The organism is Sulfitobacter sp. CW3, assembly GCF_019392245.1.
Taxonomy (GTDB): Bacteria; Pseudomonadota; Alphaproteobacteria; order Rhodobacterales; family Rhodobacteraceae; genus Sulfitobacter.
Map to the genome: position 1 here is coordinate 472,900 of NZ_JAHXRL010000004.1, position 19,625 is coordinate 492,524.

The window sequence follows — 19,625 nt, forward strand, 5'->3', positions numbered from 1 at the left end:
TTGCCCCATCATGCCATTTGAAGCCATCGACCCGCCGCGCCACGGCACCCTGACAGGCCCACGTAAAATTGCCGTTATCGGTGCCGGAATTTCCGGGATGGGGGCGGCGCATATGTTGTCCGATGATCACCACGTCACCATTTTTGAAACCGAAGCACGGCTTGGCGGGCATGCCCGTACCAAGATGGCTGGGAAAAATGGGGATCAACCTGTCGATACCGGCTTTATCGTGTTCAACTATGCAAATTATCCACATCTGGCCGCGCTGTTCGAAGAACTGGACGTGCCGGTGATCAAATCCAACATGAGCTTTGGCGCGTCGATTGATGGTGGGCGGCTGGAATATGCGCTTATGACAATGGATTCGATCTTTGCGCAGCGGCGCAATCTGGCGAACCCGAAATTCCTGCGCATGCTCAGCGATATTTTGCGGTTCAACAGTACCGCCACAACAATCGCCAAAGACCGAACGCTGACCATTGCAGGCTTTTTGAACACGCTGCGCGCGGGGCCGTATTTCCGCAAATACTACCTTGCGCCATTGTCCGGCGCGATCTGGTCGACGCCAGTTGAAAAGATCATGGATTTCCCGGCCTATTCGATGATCGATTTCTTTGAAAACCACGCATTGCTAAGCCATACGGGCCAGCACCAATGGTACACCGTAAAGGGCGGATCGCAGGAATACGTCAATCGTCTGGGCGCGTCCCTGACCGCCAAGGGGGTCGATATCCGTCTAAGCGCGGCCGTGCAGTCTGTGCGCCGCACACCCGTCGGGGTCGAGGTAAAATCGAACGGCTCGGACTGGGAAGCCTTTGACGAGGTGGTGTTTGCCACCCATTCCGATGACACGCTGGCGATGTTGTCAGACCCAAGCACGCAAGAACAGGCGGCTTTGGGCGCAGTCAAATACCAGCCGAATGATATCGTGCTGCACGCAGATACCAGCATCATGCCCAAGCGCCGTAAAACATGGGCGTCGTGGGTCTATTGCGAGGATAAGGGTCAGCAATCCGACCGGATCGACCTGACCTATTGGATGAATTCGCTGCAACCCATCCCGATGGATGATTTGCATTTCGTGACCCTGAACACCAAACGCCTGATCCGCGAGGAACTGATCTATGATCAGGTCACCCTGCGCCACCCCGTGTATGACATGGCAGCCCTGAACGCCCAAGAACAGGTGCGCGGTTTTAACGGGGCAAAAAACACATGGTTCTGCGGGGCATGGATGAAAAACGGGTTCCACGAGGACGGTCTTTCCAGCGCGGTCGACGTGGTGCGCGCGATCAGGGGCGAGATCCAGCTGCCGTTGGCGGCAGAGTGACCGCAGGCGTCGATCATATTGCAGGCATCACCTATCACGGGCGCAAAGGTAGCATTGAAAACGCGTTCCGCTATTCGGTGGACTATGTCTTGGTCGATGCCGAAGCCCCGTTGAAAACGCCGTTTCTGTTTGCCCGAAATGGCCGCGGGATACTGTCGCTACACGATAGCGATCATGGCGGAGATAAGGGCGCAGGGCGCGGTGCCGCGTGGGTGCGCGATGTCTTGGCGCAGCATCAGATCATGGATGTCGCCAAGATCGAGCTGTTGGCCCAGCCGCGCGTTCTGGGGCACGTGTTCAATCCCGTCAGCTTTTGGTTATGCCGCAGGCAAGACGGCGCGCTGATCACCGTGATTGCCGAAGTGTCGAATACATTTGGCGACCGGCATAGTTATCTGTGCCACCATGACGACCTTTCCGAAATCAAACCTGATGATCACTTGCACGCGACCAAGATTTTCCATGTCTCACCGTTTCAGCCGGTCGCGGGTGCTTATGTCTTTCGCTTTGATATCCGCGATGACCGCGTGGGCATCTGGATTGATTACACACAAGCTGATGGCGGATTGATTGCGACCCTGACGGGCAAGCGGAAGCCGCTGACCAATGCCGGCATCGCGTGGTCACTGCTGCGCAGACCCTTTGGGGCACGACGTGTTCTTGCGTTGATCCATTGGCAAGCGGTCAAGCTGTGGTGGAAGGGCGGCGGGTACAGGCCCAGACCAGATCCACCCCGGCAGGACGTATCGCGTTGATGCAAACCGCCCCGCATAATTTGCCAGCCTACGCGGTGTTCGCGGCGCTTTTGGCATCAGCGGGGTTGCCGATTTATATTCACGCACCGAAGTTTTTTGTTGATGAATATGGCGTATCTCTTGCTGCGTTAGGGTCTGTTTTATTTGGGTTGCGCCTGTTGGATGTGGTCCAAGACCCCTTGCTGGGGCGGCTCTCCGAACGACTGCGAAACCATCGCGGGTTGGCGGTCGCCATTGCCTGCGGCCTGATGGCAGTGTCGATGTATGCCCTGTTTGCGATCCCGCCGCAGTTGCCGCCGTTGGCATGGTTCGCGGTAACCCTGACGGGCGTGTTTTCGTCATTCAGCTTTCTGACGATCTGTTTCTACGCCCAAGGCGTGGCCAAGGCTGCAACCTTGCCCGGCGCGGGCCACTTGTCATTGGCGCGGTGGCGGGAAACCGGCGGATTGCTGGGGGTATGTGTGGCCTCTGTCGCGCCAGTGGGTTTGGGGGCAGTGATGGGCGCGCCATTTGCGGGCTTCGCCGTCGGGTTTGCCGTGCTGGCGCTGGCTGCGGTTTGGGTGATGCGCAACGAATGGCAGCAGGTTGATACACCCGCAGCACCGGGTTTTGCCTTTGTCCTGCGTGACCCTGTCGCCCGAATGCTTTTGCTGATCGCGCTTTTGAACGCGGCACCTGTGGCGGTCTCCTCGACCCTGTTCCTGTTCTATGTCGAAGGCGCGTTGCAGGCACCGGGTTGGGAAGGGCCGCTGTTGCTGTTGTTCTTTCTGGCTGCTGCCGCCGCCGCCCCGATGTGGGGCTTTTTGGCGGAACGGCACGGAGCCAAGCCGGTTCTTCTGGGTGCAATGCTGCTTGCCGTTGTGGCATTTGGCGGCGCATTATTTCTAGACGCGGGCGATGTCGCGCTGTTTGCACTGGTGTGCATCGGCTCTGGCGCAGCACTTGGTGCCGATTTGACGCTGCTGCCTGCAATGTTTGCAACGCGCATGGCGTTGATATCACCCTCCGCCGCCGAGGGGTTCGGACTTTGGTCACTCGTCTCGAAATTCACACTTGCTTTCGCCGCTGTGACGCTACTTCCAATACTACAGACGTCGGGGTTCAACAGCGGTGCCGCGGTTAACCCAGAATCGGCAATCAGGACATTGATCTGGCTTTATGCGGGGGTTCCCTGCATTCTCAAGCTGCTGACGATTGGGCTGTTGGCCGCAACCAGACTTGAAAAGGGCAAGAGGTAATGGATTTGGTATTCTTCTTGATCGGGGCCGGATGTGTCATCAGCATCATTCTGGCGCGCCATCTTATTGCTGGCTTTCCCGCCCAACGACCCGACGATTACGCCGACGACCTTAACGTTTTCGACATGCGCAAAGACCTGAACGGAGAGATGGTCTGTGAAGGTGTCATATTCGGCCCCATGGGGCGCGTTACCAGCACATTCGTCGCGGATTTCAATGTCCACTGGGACGGCGACACGGCAACGATCAATGAACATTTCGTCTATGATGACAAATCCACCCAAGATCGCGTTTGGACCATCAAGATGGGTGTGGATGGCAAGTTTACCGCGACGGCACCAGACGTACCCGGCATCGGAATGGGCTGCACTTCCGGGGCAACCCTGCAAATCAGATACCCGATCACGCTGCCCGACGATGTAGGGGGGCACACTTTGCAAACGGTGGATTGGATATATCTGACGCCCGAAGGGACGCTGATCAACCGCAGCCAGTTCCGCAAGTTTGGTATCAAAGTCGCAGAACTGGTCGCGACAATTCGCAAAAGGGACAGCCGATGAAATCCTGGCAGGGCAAACGGTACTGGCTGGTCGGGGCAAGCGCAGGCCTGGGTGCTGCACTGGCCCACAAGCTAAGCCGCGCCGGGGCCGAGGTGATTGTATCGGCAAGGTCCGAAGACAAGCTTGCCGCGCTGGTCAAAGCGCTGCCGGGCAAAGCACGCTTTGAGGCGATTGACGTGCAAGATATCGATAGTGTCCGTACTGCCGCCCGAAACGTGGGCGATGTCGATGGCATTGTTTATCTGGCCGGTGCCTATTGGCCGTTTGGCGCGAAAGAATGGGAACCGGACCACGCGACGACAATGATCGACGTGAACCTGACCGGCCTTGTACGTGTGATGGGCGAAACCGTGCCGGCCATGGTCAAGAATGACGCGGGCCACATCGTTATCACATCAAGCCTGACCGCCTTTCGCGGATTACCAAGATCAATCGGATATACGGCGTCCAAAGCGGGGGCGATGTCGTTGGCAGAATGTATGTACGCCGATCTGCGCAAAACAGGCGTTCAGGTTCAGGTGATCAACCCGGGCTTTATCAAGACGCAACTGACGGATAAAAACGACTTCAAGATGCCGTTTCTAATGACGCCAGAAGACGCGGCACAGCAAGCGTTTGATCACATGAACAGCGACCGCTTCAAGACAAGCTTCCCCTTTGTATTCTCGCTGCTGTTCCGCTTCGCGCGGCTGCTGCCTGATGCGATTTATTTCCGTCTTTTCGGGTAGCGCAACCTGATCCAAAGGTGTCGTCTTGCGACGACATTACATGTTTTGCGGGTCCCCTGCTTCTCTGGCTCTTAAATATCCAAAAGATGTTCGTCGAAAAGCCGCTTCGCCCGCTGCCAGACCATCGTGTTGTCTGAAAGCCCTTGTAGTGTGGGCAGCAACTGCGCGGCATAGTCTTCAGAGCTTTCCAGCGGCAGCATTGAAGGCAGGTTATCAATCGCGGTGACGTCCAAAGGCGGGTTTTCATGGACACGCAAGGCAGGCGCTTCCCAGCTTGTCGCCGCGCTATAGATTGGCACGGGGTTGAACGTGCTATCGGGATCACAGGCGATATCACCGATCACCCGCAAACGTCTTTCGGCCGTTAGGGCCGATTTTGGCACAAAGACAGGCGTGGTTGGACCGGCGAGGATACAGTTAAAGAACAGTGCATGATCCAGAATTTCGGGGAAAGGGCCGCCGCTGGCGGTTTCTGACATATCCCATCCGGTGACAGGAATGTTCAATCGCGTGCAAAGATCCGAGGCACCCGTGCCGACACGGCCAAGCGCCCCGATCACCAACGCGTCCAGATGATCCGTATCTAGCGGGGCAAGTGCTGCGCGTAATTCATTGGTGAGCTCATCTGCATTGGCTGACGGGGTGATGGGTGCAGCGATCTCACCACGTGTCTGAGCAGCCCAGCATTTGACGGCAACAGCAGCCCCTGCGAAACCCGCCCAATACCCAAAAGCGGCGACGCGGCGGCCAGCATCATTGGTTAGGTATTCAAGATCATACAATGTGCCACCGCCGGCTTTGAAACGCTCAAGAAGGATACGCCCAGAGGTTTGCCCCTTATATGCGTGGCCGAACATGATGTGACGATGGGTCAGAGGCGTATTATCGAAAGGCAATTCCTTGAGGCCAAAGATGATGGCGTCGGATGGCGCGTCAGGCCAGCTGAATTGCGGTGCGATTGTACACCCAACCTGCGCGTAGGCTTGCGCGGGGATGACACGGGTGTCAGATGCTTCAACCGTGACTTTGAAGCCCTGTTCCAGCAAGCTTGCAGCGCCAGCGGGGGTGATACCAACACGGGTTTCATTGTCGCGCTGTTCGGCGCGGACCCAGAGGTGGGTTTGTGTCATAGCATGGCCTTTTCTCGAATGGTTTTGACGCTTTGGCGTGCTTCCATCTTTGTCATGAAATTTTGAATTTTTGGGTAGTCGGCGATGCTGACGCCGTCGCCTTCCAGCCAGCTGCACACCACAAAGAGATAGAGATCTGCGATACTGAAGCTTTGCCCCAATACGCTGTCACCACGCAGCAGATCTGTTTCCACATATTTTGCGCAGGCAGCCATGGTCTGGGGGACCATAGATCTCATATCATCAAAACTGGATTGCTGACTGGCCCATCTGGAACCGCGCAATTTATGGGCGTGTGCAATATGCATGGTTGAGGCCAAGTAATACATTGCGCTGCGCATATGCGCGGCAAGGGCGGGGTCCGTGGGGATCAGCTTTGCCGATGGTGCCACATCCGCGATATACTCCAGCAATGCCCCGGTTTCAGTCAGGACTGTGCCGTCTGGCAGGGCCAATGCGGGCACGCGCCCTTTTGCATTGATCGCTAGGTAATCGGGCTGGGTTTGTTCGGCAGATTTGAAATCAATTTTCACCGCCTCATAAGGCAGGCCGGCTTCTTCCAGTGTAAGTGCGACGGCGATCGAAATTGTGCCCGGAGAATAGTAGAGTGTGAGCATCGCGGAACCTTTCAAATATGGGTTTGCGCGGTGCGCCGGTCCGGTGTGTCGAGATGCGGAACCGCGTTGAACAGCACGGGCGACCAGTGGCCCCCAATCGGAAAGAGCCGATGCATCGAGGTGTTCATGATGGCCAAGGCCATGCGTGACATGGCGGGCACGCCCAGCCCCATCGCCTGTGCCATCGCCATTGATATTAATCCGCCCGACGTCACCACAAGCGCGGGCCCGTCGCCTTCGGCAATTTCCTGAAGAACGGACTGAATGCGGCTTTCAAAACTGGCGTAACTTTCTGGGGGATTATCGAACTTGTCGTTTTTCCACGTCTCGAAAACCAGTGGCAGGTGGGTGCTGAACCCGTGCTGATCTTCAGGAATGGGCACGCCGTGCTGTTGTTCCAACAAAGTTGCGAGGGTGAAATACTCCAGCTCGTTCAGGCGCGCGTCGAGAACCGGTTCCAGTGCGGTATTCATCCCGTCAGCCGTTTCAATATGGCGGCGCAAGGTCCCGGTGTAGAGCCGGGTGTGGTGTGTTTGAGAGTGGCGCAGATGGTCCCCCAGCCATGCCGCTTGTTGGTGGCCAAGCGGGCTGAGCATGTCATAGCTGGCCTCGTCGGTGGCACCTGAATTGGCTTGGCCGTGGCGGATAAGAGTGATGTGGGACATTGGCGCGCCTTTTGTTGTTGCAGCTTTGATAGGCAAGGCTGGCACAGGTTGAAAGGGCCGGAGCCTTCGGCGAGGATATTTTTTAGCCAGAGAAGCGGGGGGACGCGTATCGGAAACAACCGTGGCGCAAAATCGGGGTGGGGCGTCGGGATTGTGACTGCCGTCGTTTTTCGATGCGGTCTATGGTATATGAACGCGTTGGAGGAGGATTGACCATGGCCGAGACTATTTCATTTGTGCTGGATGGCGAAAAAGTTGAGGCCGAGGCTGGGATGACCATCTGGGAGGTCGCCAACGGACGCGGTCTCAAAATACCGCATCTGTGCTATACGCCAGAGCCGGGGTATCGCCCAGATGGCAATTGCCGCGCCTGTATGGTCGAGATCGAGGGCGAGCGTGTTCTGGCTGCGTCGTGTTTGCGCGAGCCTGCCGAGGGTATGGTTGTGACCACCAACAATGTGCGCGCCGAGAGTGCGCGCAAGATGGTGATGGAGTTGCTTGTTACGGATCAGCCGCCGAAAGATGTGGCGCATGATAAGTCGAGCCATCTTTGGGATATGGCAGAGCTTGAAGGCGTCGAGGCCAGCCGATTTCCAAAGTTAGAAGAGGGGCGCATTCCACTGTTGGATGACAGCCATGTGGCGATGCGGGTCAATCTGGATGCCTGTATTCAGTGCAATCTGTGTGTGCGCGCCTGTCGCGAGGTACAGGTGAATGACGTGATTGGTATGTCCGGGCGGGGCCATGACAGCTATCCAACATTTGATATGGCCGACCCGATGGGGGCGTCGTCTTGTGTGGCGTGCGGCGAATGTGTGCAGGCTTGTCCGACGGGTGCCTTGATGGAGGCCACGGTGGTGGATGCCAATCAAGTCGGGGACCGCGCGGATTTTGACAGTGAAGTCGACAGCATTTGCCCGTTCTGCGGGGTGGGTTGTCAGGTGTCGTTGAAGGTCAAAGACGGCAAGATCAAATATGTCGAGGGTATCAATGGCCCGGCCAACGAGGGTCGTTTGTGTGTAAAGGGGCGTTTCGGGTTTGACTATATCCATCACCCGCACCGGCTGACCAAGCCTTTGATCCGCCGTGATGATGCGCCGGCCAAGGGGTTGAATGTGGACCCTGGCAACTGGCACACGCATTTCCGCGAGGCGTCATGGGACGAGGCGTTGGATTTTGCCGCCAATGGCATGAAGAAGATCGGCGGGCGTGGCGTTGCCGGTTTCGGGTCGGCCAAATGCACCAACGAGGAAGCCTATCTGTTCCAAAAGATCATCCGCCAAGGGTTTGGTCATAACAATGTCGATCACTGTACGCGGCTGTGCCATGCCTCATCCGTCGCGGCGTTGATGGAGAATGTCGGATCGGGTGCCGTCACGGCGACCTTTAACCAGATCGAAAACGCGGATGTGGCGATTGTGATCGGGGCGAACCCGACGGAAAACCACCCGGTTGCAGCGACGTTTTTCAAACAGTTCGCCAAACGTGGTGGCAAGCTGATTGTGATGGACCCGCGTGGCCAAGCGCTGAAACGGCACGCGTCGCATATGTTGCAATTTCGCCCCGGCACCGATGTGTCGATGCTGAATGCAATCATGCATGTGATCGTCGAAGAGAAGCTGTTTGATCAGCAATATATCGAGGCCTACACCGAGAACTGGGAAATCGAAAAGGCGCATCTTAAGACCTTTACTCCCGAAAAGATGGCCAAGATTTGCGGGATTGATGCCGAGACGCTGCGCGATGTGGCACGGACCTTTGCCGGGGCCAACGCCGCGATGATTTTCTGGGGTATGGGCGTATCGCAGCATATTCATGGTACTGACAATTCGCGTTGTTTGATCAGCCTTGCGTTGATGACGGGGCAAATCGGGCGGCCGGGGGCGGGTTTGCATCCGTTGCGCGGGCAAAACAACGTGCAAGGGGCGTCTGACGCCGGTTTGATCCCAATGTTTTTGCCGGATTACCAGCCCGTTGCAGATGATGGCGTGCGGTCTGCCTTTACCGAGGTTTGGAAAAGTGGCGATTTTAGCAATGAAAAGGGACTGACGGTGATCGAGATCATGGATGCGATCCATGACGGTGACATCCGCAGCCTGTATGTTCTGGGTGAAAATCCCGCTATGTCGGACCCTGATGTGGACCATGCACGTGATGCGTTGGCGCAGTTGGATCATCTGGTTGTGCAGGATATTTTCCTGACGGAAACCGCAAATTTCGCGGATGTGATTTTACCCGCATCGGCCTTTGCGGAAAAGACAGGGACAGTGACAAACACCAACCGTCAGGTTCAGATGGGTCGCGCAGCCGTGACGCCGCCTGATGAGGCCAAAGAGGATTGGTGGATTGAGGTCGAGTTGGCCAAACGCTTGGGGCTGGACTGGACCTATACGCACCCAAGCGAGGTGTTCGCGGAAATGAAGCTGAACATGTCTTCGCTGAACAACATCACATGGGACCGGTTGGAGACAGAGGGCGCAGTGACTTACCCGTCGCTGAGCCCGGTGGACCCCGGTCAGGAAATCGTCTTTGGCGACGGCTTTCCGCGCCAAGACGGAAGGGCGCGTTTCACCCCCGCGAGCATCATCGCGCCGGATGATGTGCCGGATGAGGATTACCCGATGATCCTGACCACGGGACGCCAGTTGGAGCATTGGCACACCGGATCAATGACACGCCGATCGCATGTGTTGGACGGGCTGGAGCCTGAGGCGAACTGTTCGCTACATCCATCGACCTTGCGCAAGCTTGGTGTGACCCCCGGGGATTACGTGCGTCTATCGACGAAGCGTGGCGCGATCGAGATTATGGCCCGCGAGGATCGGGCGGTGTCCCCCGATATGGTGTTCTTGCCCTTTGCATATGTTGAGGCGGCTGCCAATATTCTGACAAACCCTGCGGTGGACCCCTATGGCAAAATCCCCGAGTTCAAATTTTCGGCTGTAAAGGTTGAAGGGGTCGCTGGGACTGTTGCTGCCCAGTAGCGCATCATATGATTGGGTGCCCTTCGGGCACATGCGATCTATTTTGGGGATGAGGGACGTTGTCCCTCAAACTCCCTAGGATATTTTAGAGCCAGAGAAGACGCGAGGTTATCTGGTCTGCGATCAGGCGCGTAGATAGCCGCGTCGTTCTGCGCGGTTGCGATGGGTGTCTGCGGCGCGGGATGCTTCGCGTAGGTTGCTAAAGCATTGCACCACCGCTTTGGGTCGCCCGCCGGCCAACCCCCATTCGCGCATCACGGATACTTCGCTGAACAGGTTCATCGCGATTTCAACACGGTAGAACAATCGCCGCTCTGCGGTGCTGGTCCGGTAAAGAAGGCATTCGATCATCTAGTGAATCTAGCTGTCATATCATGGGTAAAGCAACGGGAAATTGACATGCCTGCGGGGTTTGAAGTGACGATTTCGGGTGACGTAGGATCAATTGGGTGAAACGATGTGATGCGCGGCAAGGAGGGCAAGCGATGACTGCTTCGACAGATTTGATCCAAAGCGAACACCCGGGCGGGGTTGTTTGCCTGACGTTGAATGCCGGCCCGGTGAACGCGTTATCTGCGCAGGGGCTGATGCGGTTTGGAGAGACGATTAGAGCGCTTGAGGCGCGGGACGATGTGCGTGCCATTGTTATTGCATCGCCGTTCAAGGTGTTTTCGGCGGGGTTGAACCTGAAGCAAGCGCAAGAGTTTGATCTGGCGGCGCAGCACGCGATTGTCAAAGGGCTGAATGAAGGGTTTCTAGAGTTGTTTGAATGCAGCAAGCCTACGGTTGTTGCGGTCAACGGGGCGGCGATTGCGGGCGGTTTGTTCTATGTTCTAGCAAGCGATTTTCGCATTTCGGTTGATCGGGCCAGCTTTGGTTTGGCCGAGGTACGCGTGGGGGCGGATTTCCCGCTGGGGCCGTTAGAGATTGCGCGGGCGACGTTGTCACCTAATGATCTGCGGCGGTTGATGCTTACGGGGCAACCGATGTCAGCAGAAGACGCGCGGGTTGCAGGTATTGTCGACCGGATCGTTGCCGAAGAGGCGCTGTTGGAGGATGCATTGGCCGAGGCGGCCAAGCTGGGGGAGATTCCGCCTGCCACCTTTGCATCTGTCAAACGCCAGATCAGGGGCGGCACCATTGCAACGATCAAAGCGGGCATCGCAGCAGGTGCCAATGCGCCAGAGGGCGGGTGGTTTAACGATGAAACCGTTCCTGCCATGCGCGCGATGTTGGGCGGCTAGACCACCGGTTTGCGCATGGTGATGCTGGTCGGGCGGTCATAGCCGGGATGCGCCGTGCGAGCGTGTTCGCTGAACCCAAGCGCCTTGAAGGTGGCGTGATTATCGACCAGTTCGACACGTGTCTGAAGCTCTAGAGTGGTGAGCCGCAGTTGGCGGGCGCGGTCTGTTGCGTGATCAATCAAGTGACGCGCGAGGCCAAGGCGTTGATGGGTCGGCGCGACACAGATTTTGCCCAGATACAGGCAGCTGCGTTTTGGCGTCAGGATCATGCAGGCAATGGGCGGGGTGCCGATGCACCAAATCTCGGCCTCGGATGCGGTTTTTTGCAGGGACGTTTGCGTAACCTTTCCCAGAGAGCTGGGCGGGGCGATGCGCCCTTCCATATAGGCGAAACAGTCACGCATGAGGGTCAGCAGATCAGCCAATGCCGCGTCGTCAGGGCCAATTTGATAGGGGGTCAGGTCCATGTCACGTCACCCAAAAAGATGTAGCCGGCCCCATATATTGTCTTGATCAGTTGGGGGTTTTTGGGGTCTTCGCGCAGCTTGGTGCGCAGACGGGAAATACGCACATCCATGGCGCGGTCGAAGCTTTCTGAGGCACCGCCGCCAAGGCTGGATTGCATTTGCGCACGGCTGATCAGACGTTTGGGTGCGTCTAGAAACAGACGCAAAACTTCACCTTCGGCGTGGGAAAACGGGGTTTCGGTGCCTGCTTCGTCCTCTAGAGTGTAGCGTTCGAAATGCGCGGTCCAACCGTTGAATGTGGCGACGTTTCCGGTTCTCGTCGCGGGTTTGACGCTGCGCATACGGGCGCGAATGCGCGCGACAACCTCGGCTGGATCGAAGGGTTTGATGATATAATCATCGGCCCCAAGCTCAAGTCCTGTCACGCGGTCCTGTACCTGCGCGCGACCCGAGATGATGATAACGATTGCGCCGCGCTCTAGCGCCAAGCGGTGTACCAGCGTTAGCCCATCGGTATCGGGCAAGGACAGATCGACAAGGCAAACATCAGGGGTGTGGGTCGCCAGCGCGGCCTCGAATGCGCGGGCGCGGCCAAAGCTAAGCGTGTCAAAACCGGCTTCTTCCAGCACATCGGCCAGCAGGCTGCGGATTTCTGGTTCATCATCCAGAATGGTGACAAGAGGGCGGGTCATTGGGCGGCCATTCCTTCGGGCGTAATAAGCGCGGTCAGATCATCCGTATCAAACGGTTTTCGCAAGACGGGTGCAAGGGTCTGCGCCTTTAGAAACAATGCGTCATCGACGGGTAGGGACGTCATCAGCACCAGCGGCGGCGCATCAGGCCCGAGCCGTTGGGCCAGATCAAGGCCGGTTGCTTCGCCCACCAGTTGGATGTCGGACAGGATCAGTGAAATATCGGGCAGATCGGCGAGCAGGGCGGTGGCCTCGTCTGCGCTGGATGCTTCGATAACGGAATGGCCCATGCCCATCAGCATGTCGCGCACCAGCGCACGCAGATCATCGGCGTCCTCGACAAGCAGGACCAAGCCGGTCGTTGCAGGCACGGCAATGCGGTATGGCAGTCGCATGGTAACTTGCGCACCGGTGGGTGTGTTTGATAGCCGCAGATCGCCACCTGCGGATTTTGTCATGTCATACACCATCGGCAGCCCAAGGCCGGACCCTTCGGCACCTTTGGTGGTGAAAAACGGGGCGCAGCCGTGTTCCAAGGCTGAGGCCGAAAACCCCGGACCGTCGTCTTGAAGAACGAATTCAATCCATGTGTCATGCACCAGACGCGCCTCAAGCGTAATTACACCAGCCATGCCGCAGGCATCGCGGGCGTTCAGGATCAGGTTCAACAACCCGTCTTGCACCAATCCGCTGTCCAGCAAGACAGGGTGATCAGGCATGAGGTTGTTGATGCGCAATTCAACGGCCTTGGGCAGGGTCGGTTTGGCCAGCAGGCTTAGGTCTGACAGCAGGCTGTCGATCAATGTGGCGGCGGGCCGCAGTGTCCGGGCCCCTGTCATATCTGCAATTGTGCTGAGCAAGGTGCCGCCACGGCGGGCGGCTGCCAACGTGCCTTCGATCAGGGGGCCGGCGGCAGCGGGTAGGGTCTCTAGCCTGCCAAGGCGGGATTGCAGCCCCAGAATGATCGTCAGCAGGTTCGAGAAATCATGCGCAAGGCCGGAAATAACCTGCGCTGCGGATTCGCGCCGCCGGGTCTGTTGCAGGGCCGTCCGGTTTTGGGTTTCTTCGGTCACATCCATCGACAGAATATAGACCCCGCCATTGTTATCGGGGGTAAAGGCACCGCGGATACGGCGGGCGCTTGCTTCGTCCGTAAACTCAACGATGGATTGCTTGCCGGCATAGGCCTGGGTCAACGAGGGGGTGATGCTATCGTGGGCTTGGGGGCCTAGGATCTCGCGGATTGTGCGCCCGACCAATTCGGTGGGCCGCCCCGGCATCACCGCATAGAGGCGGCGGTTGGAATAGGTATAACGCCCTTGCGCATCGACATGCGCGATATGTGCGGGCATCATTTCGGTGGTCAAACGGGTGCGCGCTTCGGACAGGGTCAACTGGCGCTTGGCCTCTTCCAGCGCGCTGTTCATCGCGGCCAATTCGCGGTTGGTCGCGGCCAGTTCTTCGGCATGGGCGATCACCTGGCCCGACAGCGCGTCTGATCGCGCGCGCAACAACGCCTCTTGCTGCTTGGTGCGTGAAATGTCGGTATAAACGGTAACCCAACCGCCTTGGGGCAGGGGGGATCCTTCGACGGAAATGGTGCGCCCGTTGGCGCGGGTACGCTCCATATAATGGGGTTCAAAGGCGCGGGCCTGAACTACGCGTTCGGCAACAAACGCCTCGACGTCGGTCACGTCGCCATATTCGCCGCCCTTTGCCAAATGGCCGATGGTTTCTTGGAAGGACGCGCCGGGGGTCACAAATGCAGGCGGCAGATTGAACATTTGCTGGAACGGCGCATTGCACAAAACCAACCGCAAATCAGCGTCATAGATGGTTAATGCCTGAGCTATCAGGTTAAGCCCGGCAGCGGTCATCGCGCTTGTTTGCGTGTCGTTGAACTGCATCTGGTCCCCCCTTCGTTGCGCAATTGCTAGCATCATCAACAAGGCTGCGCAAAGCCCGCGCCGTCAAAATGACACTCGTAACAATTCGTAAGGATTGAGAAATCATTAAGAATAAGTTGACGGCCAGACTGTGATCAACATCATGGTGCGACATCAGAATCGCATCAGCGATCGACCTGCCGATAAAGAGCAGGACTTGGGAGGAAGACATTTGGCTTACAAGCTTGTGAGCGCCGACGGACCGCAGTCCGTTCCGGCGTTGTTGCACCGCAATGCAAAGCAATTCGCGAACGCGCCTGCGTATCGTGAAAAAGAATTCGGTATTTGGCAAAGCTGGACCTGGTCGCAAACGCGCGACGAGGTCGAAGCGCTTGCCCTTGGCTTGCTTGAGTTGGGTGCCAAAGAAGGCGATTTCATCGCCATTATCGGCCGCAACCGCCCGTATCTGTACTGGGCAATGATGGCAGCCGAAATGGTCGGTGCCGTGCCTGTGCCGCTGTATCAGGACGCCAACGCCGAAGAGATGGCCTATGTGCTGGATCACTGCGGCGCACGGTTTGTCATCGCAGGCGATCAGGAACAGGTCGACAAGGTGCTTGAGGTCGAGGATCAGCTGACCCAGTTCGAACGCATCATCTATCTTGATCCGCGCGGTTTGCGTAAATACGACCACAGCGCGTTGGACCAGTATACTGCCGTTCAGGAAATGGGCCGCAAAGCCCGCGACAAGCAGATTAAAGAGCTTGAAGCGCGTCAGGCGAAGCTGAATTACGACAGCACCGGCGTGATGCTTTATACGTCGGGGACCACGGGCAAGCCCAAGGGCGTTGTGCTAAGCAACCGCAACATCATCGAGACAGCCAAGTCGTCGTCGGAATTTGATGGTCTGCGCCAGACTGATGACATTCTTGCCTATCTGCCGATGGCATGGGTTGGCGATTTCATCTTTTCCGTGGGTCAGGCGCTTTGGACGGGGTTCTGCACAAACTGCCCTGAATCCGCTGACACAATGCATGTCGATCTGCGCGAAATCGGGCCGACATATTATTTTGCCCCGCCGCGGGTGTTTGAAACACAGCTGACCAGCGTCATGATCCGCATGGAAGACGCGAGCCGCTTCAAGAAGTGGCTGTTCGACCGCTTTATGAAGGTCGCCCGTAAGGTTGGCCCATCCATTCTGGATGGCAAACCCGTAGGTCTGATGGACCGGCTGAAATACGGTCTGGGCGAATTGATGATTTACGGCCCGCTGAAAAACACGCTTGGCCTGAGCCGCGTGCGTGTGGGTTATACGGCGGGCGAGGCAATCGGCCCTGAGATCTTTGATTTCTACCGTTCGCTGGGGATCAACCTGAAACAACTGTACGGCCAGACTGAAGCGACCGTGTTCATCACAGCGCAGCCCGATGGCGAAGTGCGTAGTGACACGGTTGGTGTGACCTGCCCGGGTGTCGAGTTGAGAATCGCCGACAACGGCGAGGTGTTTTACCGCAGCCCCGGTGTTTTCGTTGAATATTACAAGAACCCCGAAAGCACGGCAGACACGAAGGATGCCGAAGGTTGGGTCGCCACCGGCGACGCGGGCTTTATCGAGGAAAGCACAGGCCACCTGCGCATCATCGACCGCGCCAAGGACGTTGGCAAAATGGCCGATGGCAGCCTGTTCGCGCCGAAATACGTTGAAAACAAGCTCAAGTTCTTTCCGAATATTCTTGAGGCGGTTGTCTTTGGCAATGGCCGTTCGGAATGCACCGCGTTCATCAACATCGACCTGACCGCCGTGGGGAACTGGGCGGAACGCAACAACATTGGTTACGCGTCATACCAAGAACTGGCGCGGCATCCGCAGGTGATGGACCAGATCCAAAGCCACGTGGAAGAGGTCAACGCATCCATCGCCGAAGACGAGATGCTGTCGGGCTGTCAGGTGCACCGCTTTGTTGTGCTGCACAAAGAACTGGACGCCGATGATGGTGAGCTGACCCGCACGCGCAAAGTACGCCGCAAGGTGATTGGCGAAAAGTTCGAAGATATCATCAACGCGCTTTACGATGGATCGCCGTCGGTCAGCACGGTCACGGAAGTGACCTATGAGGACGGGCGCAAAGGGTCGATTGCGGCCACATTGGAAGTGCGCGACGCCAAGGTATTCGCCGACAATCGCAAGAAGGCTGCGGCATGAGCATCATGAGCGGAGTGTTCGGGCGCAATGGTTGCGCAGTGGATTTTAAGACCATTTGGAAAGAGGGTGTAGCATGAAGGATCAGGCTGACGGCTACGTCACAGCGGATGGTCGCCAGATCGGCCCGGTGGTGATGGAGATGAAAAACATCACCCTGCGGTTCGGCGGCGTAGAGGCGATCAAGGATATTTCGCTGGATATTCGCGAAGGTGAAATCCGCGCGATCATCGGACCGAACGGCGCGGGGAAATCCTCGATGTTGAACGTGATCAGCGGGTTCTATGTCCCGCAGGATGGCGAAGTTTGGTACAAGGGCGCACGTCGCGCACCGATGAAACCGTTTCAGGTGGCGCAGCAGGGCATTGCCCGGACGTTTCAAAACATCGCCCTTTTCGAAGGGATGAGCGTTCTGGATAACGTCATGACCGGCCGGTTGACCCATATGGAAACCGGCCTGTTCTGGCAGTCCCTCTGGAAGGGTAAAGCAGAGCGCGAAGAGACAGCGAACCGCGAAGTCGCCGAGAAAATCATCGATTTCCTTGAGATTCAGGCGATCCGCAAGACGCCGGTTTCGCGCCTGTCTTATGGCTTGAAAAAGCGGGTCGAGCTGGCCCGTGCATTGGCCGCCGAGCCGTCGATCTTGTTGTTGGATGAACCGATGGCGGGCATGAACGTCGAGGAAAAAGAGGACATGAGCCGCTTTATTCTGGATGTGAATGACGAATTCGGCACGACGATTGTTCTGATCGAACACGACATGGGCGTGGTGATGGATTTGAGCGACCGCGTGGTCGTGATGGATTACGGCAAAAAGATCGGTGACGGCACGCCGCATGACGTGCGCAACAACCAAGACGTCATCGACGCCTATCTGGGGGTCGCACATGATGACTGATTTTGACCTAAATTTTGCGAACTGGAGGGTCTGATATGCCTGAGCAACTGGCCTTTGCCCTAGAGGTAACCGCGAACGGTCTGATGGCGGGGGTGCTTTATGCGCTTGTCGCGTTGGGCTTTGTTCTGATTTACAAAGCATCCGGCATTTTCAACTATGCCCAAGGGGTTATGGCGCTTTTTGCGGCGTTGACGTTGGCCGGGATCATGGACGGACAGGTGCCGTTTAGCCACTTGATCAATGCCGTTTTCGGCACCGATGTGCATCACTTTGGCTGGAACGTTCCGGCGTTTCTGGCGATCTTGCTGACAATGGTTGTGATGATCGCGCTGGCCTATGCCGTGCAGCGTTTGGTGTTCCGCCATCTGGTCGGACAGGAACCGATCATCCTGTTCATGGCGACCATTGGTCTGGCCTATTTCCTTGAAGGTGTTGGCGATCTGATGTGGGGGTCTGACATCAAATCGATGGACGTTGGTCTGCCGCAGGGCATCAACATGTGGATCGACGAGACCACGTTCGAGGCGTTGGGCTATGGCTTCTTTATCGACAACCTGGATATCGTAGCGAGCATTATTGCGGCGCTGCTGGTCATCGGGTTGGTCATGTTCGCGCAATATACCAAGCAGGGTCGCGCCATGCGGGCTGTGGCGGATGACCATCAGGCGGCTTTGTCGGTCGGTGTTTCGCTGAACTTTATCTGGATCTTGGTGTGGTCGTTGGCCGGGTTTGTTGCCCTTGTGGCTGGCATCATGTGGGGCACGAAATCGGGCGTGCAGTTTTCGCTGTCGCTGATCGCGCTCAAGGCTTTGCCGGTGTTGATGCTTGGCGGGTTCACCTCGATCCCCGGTGCCATCGTGGGCGGCTTGATCATCGGTGTGGGTGAGAAACTGTTCGAATTCCTGATTGGTGCGCCTTTCCTTGGGGGTGCGACAGAAAACTGGTTTGCCTATATGTTGGCGCTGATTTTCCTCGTGTTCCGTCCGCAAGGCTTGTTTGGGGAGAAGATCATTGAACGCGTATAGCCTATTTCGCTGTCGGATCGGGGCTCTGCCAATGTGTTTGGTTCGGGCCCCGGGATTTAAAACCATTTGGAATGAGGGGCGCGTCTGATGCTTTATCGTGAATCAGGGGATTTCAGTTCTTCCTATGCAGAAGACAGCCAGACGTTTCCGATCAAGTTTGACCGGTACCGCTATTACTTTGTGCTGTTCATCGCCATTGCCGTGATCCCGTTTATGATCAACGACTACTGGGTGAACTCGCTTTTCCTGCCGTTCCTGATCTATGCCATTGCGGCGATCGGGTTGAACATTCTGGTGGGATATTGCGGGCAGGTCAGCCTGGGCACCGGTGGTTTTATGGCGGTAGGGGCCTATGCCTGCTACAAGCTGATGACCAGTTTTCCAGATGTCAGCATGTTGGTACATGTTTTGCTGTCCGGGCTTGTCACAGCGGCGGTCGGCGTGCTGTTCGGTTTGCCATCCTTGCGGATCAAGGGGTTCTACCTCGCGGTGGCGACATTGGCGGCGCAGTTCTTTCTTGTGTGGCTGTTCAACCGTGTGCCGTGGTTCTACAACTATTCGGCGTCTGGTCAGATCAGCGCACCGGAACGCACGTTCCTTGGCATCAACATCACGGGTGCGAATACCCAAGCCTGGGCGACCTATCTGTTCTGTCTGATGTTCGTGATCTTTAGCGCCTATGTGGCGCGCAACCTGACCCGCGGGTCGGTGGGCCGCAAATGGATGGCGATCCGTGACATGGACATCGCGGCTGAAATCATCGGGGTGAACCCGTTGCGGGCCAAACTGACAGCCTTTGCGGTGTCTTCGTTCTTTATCGGCATCTCGGGCGCGTTGTTCTTTGCGATCTATCTGGGTGCGGTCGAAGTTGGCGAAGTGTTCGGCATTCAGAAATCGTTCCTCGTGCTGTTCATGATTATCATCGGCGGGCTTGGGTCGATCTTTGGCAGCTTTGCCGGTGCCGCGTTTCTGGTGCTGCTGCCGGTCGTGCTTAAGATCGTTGGCGTGGACTGGCTGGGTTGGCCCACGGATATCGTGGCGCATTTGCAGCTTGTGATCGTCGGGGGGCTGATTATCGTGTTCCTGATCGCAGAACCACACGGCCTTGCGCAGCTATGGCGCGTCGCCAAGGAAAAACTGAGATTGTGGCCCTTCCCGCACTAAGGGGACGGCGCATGGCGAGGGGGAGGAGACCCTCGTCGAAGA

General features: G+C 57.1%; 18 protein-coding genes. 11 read left to right on the forward strand and 7 right to left on the reverse strand.

Annotated elements, in window-relative coordinates:
• The first annotated feature begins 10 nt into the window (after window positions 1–10).
• The 5 genes from KZZ06_RS12355 to KZZ06_RS12375 are packed head-to-tail and all read left to right on the forward strand — an operon-like array spanning window position 11 to window position 4,611.
• Window positions 11–1,330 carry an NAD(P)/FAD-dependent oxidoreductase gene (locus KZZ06_RS12355; protein ID WP_219580363.1) on the forward strand — a complete coding sequence of 440 codons (1,320 nt, stop codon included), beginning with the start codon at window positions 11–13 and terminating at the stop codon, window positions 1,328–1,330.
• A complete protein-coding gene (locus tag KZZ06_RS12360) occupies window positions 1,327–2,085 on the forward strand; it encodes a DUF1365 domain-containing protein (RefSeq protein WP_219580365.1) in 759 nt (252 codons plus the stop codon). The genes KZZ06_RS12355 and KZZ06_RS12360 overlap by 4 nt, the downstream gene beginning before the upstream one ends.
• Window positions 2,085–3,323 carry an MFS transporter gene (locus tag KZZ06_RS12365; protein WP_219580366.1) on the forward strand — a complete coding sequence of 413 codons (1,239 nt, stop codon included), beginning with the start codon at window positions 2,085–2,087 and terminating at the stop codon, window positions 3,321–3,323. The genes KZZ06_RS12360 and KZZ06_RS12365 overlap by 1 nt, the downstream gene beginning before the upstream one ends.
• Window positions 3,323–3,883 (forward strand): DUF3833 family protein, encoded by a 561-nt coding sequence (locus KZZ06_RS12370; RefSeq protein WP_219580367.1) that lies wholly within the window; start codon window positions 3,323–3,325, stop codon window positions 3,881–3,883. The genes KZZ06_RS12365 and KZZ06_RS12370 overlap by 1 nt, the downstream gene beginning before the upstream one ends.
• Window positions 3,880–4,611 (forward strand): SDR family oxidoreductase, encoded by a 732-nt coding sequence (locus KZZ06_RS12375; RefSeq protein WP_219580368.1) that lies wholly within the window; start codon window positions 3,880–3,882, stop codon window positions 4,609–4,611. Before KZZ06_RS12370 ends, KZZ06_RS12375 begins: the two co-directional genes overlap by 4 nt.
• A 71-nt stretch (window positions 4,612–4,682) precedes the next feature.
• On the opposite strand, the gene KZZ06_RS12380 is transcribed toward KZZ06_RS12375, so the two are convergent.
• Genes KZZ06_RS12380 through KZZ06_RS12390 form a run of 3 tightly spaced genes read right to left on the reverse strand, consistent with a single transcriptional unit; the run spans window position 4,683 to window position 7,023 of the window.
• Window positions 4,683–5,741: a saccharopine dehydrogenase gene (locus KZZ06_RS12380; protein WP_219580369.1), complete on the reverse strand. Its 1,059-nt coding sequence runs from the start codon at window positions 5,739–5,741 to the stop codon at window positions 4,683–4,685.
• On the reverse strand, window positions 5,738–6,358 hold the full coding sequence (locus KZZ06_RS12385; protein WP_219580371.1) for a glutathione S-transferase family protein: 621 nt from the start codon (window positions 6,356–6,358) through the stop codon (window positions 5,738–5,740). The genes KZZ06_RS12380 and KZZ06_RS12385 overlap by 4 nt, the downstream gene beginning before the upstream one ends.
• An 11-nt stretch (window positions 6,359–6,369) precedes the next feature.
• Complete coding sequence (locus tag KZZ06_RS12390) at window positions 6,370–7,023, reverse strand: histidine phosphatase family protein (protein WP_219580373.1); 654 nt, start codon at window positions 7,021–7,023, stop codon at window positions 6,370–6,372.
• Window positions 7,024–7,238: 215 nt separating this feature from the next.
• Here KZZ06_RS12390 and fdhF point away from each other — a divergent pair, with 215 nt between their 5' ends.
• Window positions 7,239–10,007: a formate dehydrogenase subunit alpha gene (fdhF, locus tag KZZ06_RS12395; RefSeq protein ID WP_219580375.1), complete on the forward strand. Its 2,769-nt coding sequence runs from the start codon at window positions 7,239–7,241 to the stop codon at window positions 10,005–10,007.
• 123 nt (window positions 10,008–10,130) lie between these two features.
• Here fdhF and KZZ06_RS12400 read toward each other — a convergent pair whose 3' ends face one another.
• Window positions 10,131–10,358 carry a WGR domain-containing protein gene (locus tag KZZ06_RS12400; protein WP_219580377.1) on the reverse strand — a complete coding sequence of 76 codons (228 nt, stop codon included), beginning with the start codon at window positions 10,356–10,358 and terminating at the stop codon, window positions 10,131–10,133.
• Window positions 10,359–10,492: 134 nt separating this feature from the next.
• Here KZZ06_RS12400 and KZZ06_RS12405 point away from each other — a divergent pair, with 134 nt between their 5' ends.
• The gene (locus KZZ06_RS12405; RefSeq protein WP_219580378.1) at window positions 10,493–11,251 is read left to right on the forward strand and encodes an enoyl-CoA hydratase/isomerase family protein; all 759 of its coding nucleotides are present in this window, start codon (window positions 10,493–10,495) and stop codon (window positions 11,249–11,251) included.
• Here the strand turns inward: KZZ06_RS12405 and KZZ06_RS12410 are convergent.
• From KZZ06_RS12410 to KZZ06_RS12420, 3 genes are read right to left on the reverse strand one after another with little or no spacing between them, the layout of a single operon-like run.
• Window positions 11,248–11,718 carry an N-acetyltransferase gene (locus KZZ06_RS12410; RefSeq protein WP_257884324.1) on the reverse strand — a complete coding sequence of 157 codons (471 nt, stop codon included), beginning with the start codon at window positions 11,716–11,718 and terminating at the stop codon, window positions 11,248–11,250. The two genes, KZZ06_RS12405 and KZZ06_RS12410, sit on opposite strands and share 4 nt — an antisense overlap.
• Window positions 11,709–12,410, reverse strand: coding sequence for a response regulator transcription factor (locus KZZ06_RS12415; RefSeq protein WP_219580380.1), 702 nt, complete (start codon window positions 12,408–12,410; stop codon window positions 11,709–11,711). The genes KZZ06_RS12410 and KZZ06_RS12415 overlap by 10 nt, the downstream gene beginning before the upstream one ends.
• On the reverse strand, window positions 12,407–14,317 hold the full coding sequence (locus tag KZZ06_RS12420; RefSeq protein WP_219580382.1) for a PAS-domain containing protein: 1,911 nt from the start codon (window positions 14,315–14,317) through the stop codon (window positions 12,407–12,409). The genes KZZ06_RS12415 and KZZ06_RS12420 overlap by 4 nt, the downstream gene beginning before the upstream one ends.
• Window positions 14,318–14,528: 211 nt before the next feature.
• Here KZZ06_RS12420 and KZZ06_RS12425 point away from each other — a divergent pair, with 211 nt between their 5' ends.
• The 4 genes from KZZ06_RS12425 to KZZ06_RS12440 all read left to right on the forward strand — a co-directional run bounded on the left by KZZ06_RS12425 (window position 14,529) and on the right by KZZ06_RS12440 (window position 19,583).
• Entirely contained in the window at window positions 14,529–16,499 is a 1,971-nt protein-coding gene (locus KZZ06_RS12425; protein ID WP_219580383.1) for an AMP-binding protein, read from the forward strand.
• Window positions 16,500–16,572: 73 nt separating this feature from the next.
• Window positions 16,573–17,394 carry an ABC transporter ATP-binding protein gene (locus tag KZZ06_RS12430; RefSeq protein WP_219580385.1) on the forward strand — a complete coding sequence of 274 codons (822 nt, stop codon included), beginning with the start codon at window positions 16,573–16,575 and terminating at the stop codon, window positions 17,392–17,394.
• 35 nt (window positions 17,395–17,429) lie between these two features.
• Window positions 17,430–18,419 carry a branched-chain amino acid ABC transporter permease gene (locus tag KZZ06_RS12435; protein ID WP_219580387.1) on the forward strand — a complete coding sequence of 330 codons (990 nt, stop codon included), beginning with the start codon at window positions 17,430–17,432 and terminating at the stop codon, window positions 18,417–18,419.
• A gap of 87 nt (window positions 18,420–18,506) precedes the next feature.
• A complete protein-coding gene (locus KZZ06_RS12440; protein ID WP_219580389.1) occupies window positions 18,507–19,583 on the forward strand; it encodes a branched-chain amino acid ABC transporter permease in 1,077 nt (358 codons plus the stop codon).
• Window positions 19,584–19,625 lie beyond the last annotated feature (42 nt).